Source organism: Lentzea roselyniae (assembly GCF_039537795.1).
Taxonomy (GTDB): Bacteria; Actinomycetota; Actinomycetes; order Mycobacteriales; family Pseudonocardiaceae; genus Lentzea; species Lentzea atacamensis.
This window is the reverse complement of the sequence record NZ_BAABBE010000098.1, coordinates 1-3708: the sequence shown is the minus strand read 5'-3', so window position 1 is coordinate 3708 and position 3708 is coordinate 1. Positions and strand designations below refer to the sequence as shown.

The following is a 3708-nucleotide window of genomic DNA, read 5'->3' as shown; positions in this document are numbered from 1 at the left end:
CGCTGGCGCGCCCTGCGGCACTTCACCACCAGCCCACGCAAGATCGGCCACATCGTCAAAGCCGCACTCGTACTCACCCATTTCGAGTACGGACGGCTCACCTGAAACTCGTTGAGATCACGTCAGTGGCCGACAGAATCGCGCAAACGGTGGCCGCCAAGCAGTTGGAGCCTCGAATGGAGTCGATCTTTCATGACGACTCGTACGGGTACCGGCCGGGGCGGTCGCCGCTGGACGCGGTGGCGAAGTGCCGGGAACGGTGCTGGAAGAAGGACTGGGTTCTGGATCTTGACGTCCAGAAGTTCTTCGACTCGGTCGATCATGATCGTATGATCAAGGCGGTAGAGGTCAACACCGACCAAAAATGGGTGGTGTTGTATGTGAAACGGTGGCTGAAAGCGCCGATTCAGATGCCCGAAGAAGCCTTCGGCTGCGCCTGCCGCCTCTATCTGGACAACCCCTTCTGATCAAGGTCGTCGCGACCCCCGAAGAACTTCCGAAAGCGACCACTAAGCGTTATCTCTTTCGAGAGACGCGTTCGTCCACTGTATCGATTCGATTGGCTTCGGCTACGTTCACGAGCATGTTTTCGGCACACTGACGCTGGCTCGCGTGTAACGGCGTTGTTTGTTAATCCAAGCCCAGCATGCGGCGTAGTAACCATTGCCGCCCGTGTTCTTAAGGCTCGTCTTATAATCGTCCTTCTGTTCCCCGAAAAATGTGTGTACGTAGGCCCGGTCTAGGTAGTTGTTGTCGGGGTTCGCGCCGGGGGATGATCGTACAGGGCAACCCAGTCGTCCTTGGGTCAGTCACCACTCCATTACTGCACTCGCGGTGGCGATGGTGCCCAACGCAATTCGTTGATTACTTCGCATTTTTCCACCTGGGACATACCCGACGTGTGACGTTCTCGAAACCAGCGAGCGAGAGCATACGCCCACCAACCCGTTAGAAACTTCCGCAGTTGTTGGTCACCTTGGCGTCGTCGAGCCGTGCGGTGAGCCAGTCGAGCATGACCGGGAACGATTTCTGCATGGCGGGGAGGTGGCCAGAAGGGGGATCGATTTCCTTGAATTGCACGGTCGCGCCCAGGTTGCACCAGCCCTGCGCCATGGCTTTGCCTTGTTCGTAGGGCACGATATCGTCTTGGGAACTGTGTGCGACCAGTACCGGCACGGCGGGCTTGATCAGGCCGATTTGTTGTTCGCCGAACACCGAGTTGTAGGGTTCTGTATCGAGGTAGGCGCTGAACGGGCGACCATCCTTGATCAGGTCCTTGGTTTTGAGCTCAGCATGGTTTGCGAGTGCGTCGACAACGCATTCGGTTTCGACCTGTTTCAATACCTTCCTGCCCTCCTCGTTGAATATGCCGAGGATATCCCGATCGGGGTAGGAATAGTTGAAGCTGGCGACGGCGAATAAGCCGAATCCGATCGCGTAGCTGTCGTCGAGGAACCGGGCGAGCGCCTTCAGATTGGCGGGCGGCGCGCCCGCGTAGACGCCCTTGAGTTCCAGCTCCGGCGCGTAGGCATCCTGGAGTTCCGCAGCAGCCGCCGCGGCGCCGCCCCCTTGGGAATAGCCGCCGATAACGACCGGGCCGTCCTGGGGTAGATCCGCCGCGGGAAGTCGCTGCGCCGCACGGATCGAGTCGAGTACGGCGTGCGCCTCGGCCTTGCGGTTGGCATACGTGTGCAGGCCGGGCGGGCCAAGCCCCTGGTAGTCGGTGACCACGACGCCCCAGCCTTTGCCCAGCAAGCCGAGCACGAACTGGCCTTCGTACTCCTCGTCACCAGCCAGTGTCTTGGACGGTGCGCACTGGTCGCCGAGGCCGTGCGTACCGGGTGCGTAGGCGACGACGGGCCGTTTGTCACGCCCCTGCCAAGGGGTGTTCGGGGTGAGCACTGTACCGGTGACGGCGATGGGCTCGTCGCGCATGTCCCGGCTCAGGTACATGATGCGCTGGACTTGCGCCGTCTTGTCCACGTCGGCGGAGAACGAACCAGCCTCACTGCGGATGATATCGCCGGGACGCCCCGCGGGCAGCGGCGACGGAGGCGTGTAGAAGTCATCAGCGGCGCTTGCCGGAGCCGCACCGACGATCAACACTGCCAAGCCGACAGGAACGGCGACAATGGCTGCTGTCAGCCGGTTTGCCTTGCGCATTCGCTTCACCTTTCCGGATGGTTGCCCTCGGCTTCGTTAGCCAACATATCGAGGATTTCTTCGAGTCGAAAGGTTCTCATACTCGGATCACTCGATCGAGCCGACAAATCGATTCCCGTACGCCGAATCAGGGGTCTTCGAGGTTGTCCGGGCAGCGTCATCGTCGGTAGCGGAGCGTAGCCGGGCAGGCTGGATACAAAAGACCCGTGGCTCTTTGTGATCATGGTTGTTGTCTACGCAACCTGACCGAAGAATCACGGGCGTGTACAACGATACGACTTTGCTGCTGGGCCTGGACGGCCTGGCTGTGGATCACGTGGAACTCGATGCCGACGGCGTGCGGGTGGTGCACGTGATCACTGCTGATGAGCGGACCAGATGCTGCCCGCTGCGCGAGCTGGTCTCGGCCTCGCTCAAGGAAAGGGTGCTCACCGAGCCGCGGGATCTGCCCTTCGGTGGCGACCGTATCCGCTTGGTGTGGCACAAGAGCTGGTGGCGCTGCCGGACCCTCGAATGTCCGAAGAGGACGTTCACGGAGACGGTGCCGCCTGTTCCGGCTCGGGCACGGTTGACCACGCGATTACGGCAGGCGGCCGGGACGGCGGTGGCCACGGTCAAGCGTGTTGTCTCCGAGGTCGCCGCCAGTGTGGGCCTGTCCTGGCCGGTGGTGCACGCCGCGTTCACCGCCCAGGCCGCGGCCGTGCTGCCCGCCGGGCCCGCGCCGGTGCAGGTCCTGGGCAGGCCGAAGTACCAGGTCAACCCGCTGACTGGGAAGAACGAGGAGACAGTGGGGCGGTGGCACACCGGGTTAGTCGACGTCACCGGCACGCAGGGCCTGCTGGACCAGGTCGAGGGCCTGGCCGCCGCCGACGCCGCCTGGCTGGCTTGAGCAACAGGCCGAGTCCTGGCACAGGCAGGTCAAGTTCGTGGCCATCGACATGTCGGCCTGCTACCGGGCCGCCGTGCGCCAGGCGCTGCCGGCGGCGACGATCGTGGTCGATCACTTCCACGTGGTGCAGTTGGCCAATACGGCGCTGTGCGAGGTGCGGCGGCGTCTGACCTTCCAGCACCGAGGCCGCCGCGGCCGCAAGACCGACCCGGAATGATCGCCCGCAACCGCCTGGCCCGCAACTGGGAGGACCTCACCGAAGAGCAGGTCACCACGATGTGGACCGAGGTCGAGTCGGCCGGGCCGATCGGCACCGGCATCCTCACCGCCTGGCTCGCCAAAGAGGAACTCCGCACCGTGCTGGCCTGCAACCGGGACAAGCTCGACCCCGCCGAAGTCCGCACACGACTGGCCACCACCGTCGAGACCCGGTGGGACGGCATCGAAGCCGTTCCTGCGCACCGGCGTCACCAACGCCAAGAGCGAAGGCATCAACCGAGCCGCCAAACTCGCCGCCCGCAACGCCTACTACTACAGCCGCATGGCGTGATCTTGGTCGATGGCGTGGTGACGTGAGACGGCCACCGTGATCAACTTCGAGGTGTGTTGGGACTCGAAGCGAAACGGTGGCCGCGTTGCCGATCTTAGACCTGGAC

5 protein-coding genes are annotated in these 3708 nt (G+C 63.1%); 4 read left to right on the top strand and 1 reads right to left on the bottom strand.

Going from position 1 to position 3708, the window contains the following annotated elements:
• Positions 1-2: 2 nt before the first annotated feature.
• Entirely contained in the window at positions 3-467 is a 465-nt protein-coding gene (locus ABFX45_RS45905; RefSeq protein ID WP_346137379.1) for a reverse transcriptase domain-containing protein, read from the top strand.
• Between the two features lie 481 nt (positions 468-948).
• On the opposite strand, the gene ABFX45_RS45900 is transcribed toward ABFX45_RS45905, so the two are convergent.
• Positions 949-2163, bottom strand: a complete 1215-nt coding sequence (locus ABFX45_RS45900) for an alpha/beta fold hydrolase (protein WP_346137378.1) — start codon at positions 2161-2163, stop codon at positions 949-951.
• A 262-nt stretch (positions 2164-2425) separates the two neighbouring features.
• Between ABFX45_RS45900 and ABFX45_RS45895 the strand changes: the two genes are divergently transcribed.
• The 3 genes from ABFX45_RS45895 to ABFX45_RS45885 are packed head-to-tail and all read left to right on the top strand — an operon-like array spanning position 2426 to position 3628.
• Complete coding sequence (locus ABFX45_RS45895) at positions 2426-3052, top strand: hypothetical protein (protein ID WP_346137377.1); 627 nt, start codon at positions 2426-2428, stop codon at positions 3050-3052.
• Positions 3053-3089: 37 nt separating this feature from the next.
• Positions 3090-3269, top strand: coding sequence for a transposase (locus tag ABFX45_RS45890; RefSeq protein ID WP_346137376.1), 180 nt, complete (start codon positions 3090-3092; stop codon positions 3267-3269).
• Positions 3266-3628, top strand: coding sequence for a hypothetical protein (locus ABFX45_RS45885; protein ID WP_346137375.1), 363 nt, complete (start codon positions 3266-3268; stop codon positions 3626-3628). Before ABFX45_RS45890 ends, ABFX45_RS45885 begins: the two co-directional genes overlap by 4 nt.
• Positions 3629-3708: the final 80 nt, after the last annotated feature.

Bases quoted from the DNA above. Each gene is read 5' to 3' on its own strand.
- ABFX45_RS45900 (WP_346137378.1), bottom strand. From the start codon at position 2,163: ATGCGCAAGGCAAACCGGCTGACAGCAGCCATTGTCGCCGTTCCTGTC.
- ABFX45_RS45885 (WP_346137375.1), top strand. From the start codon at position 3,266: ATGATCGCCCGCAACCGCCTGGCCCGCAACTGGGAGGACCTCACCGAA.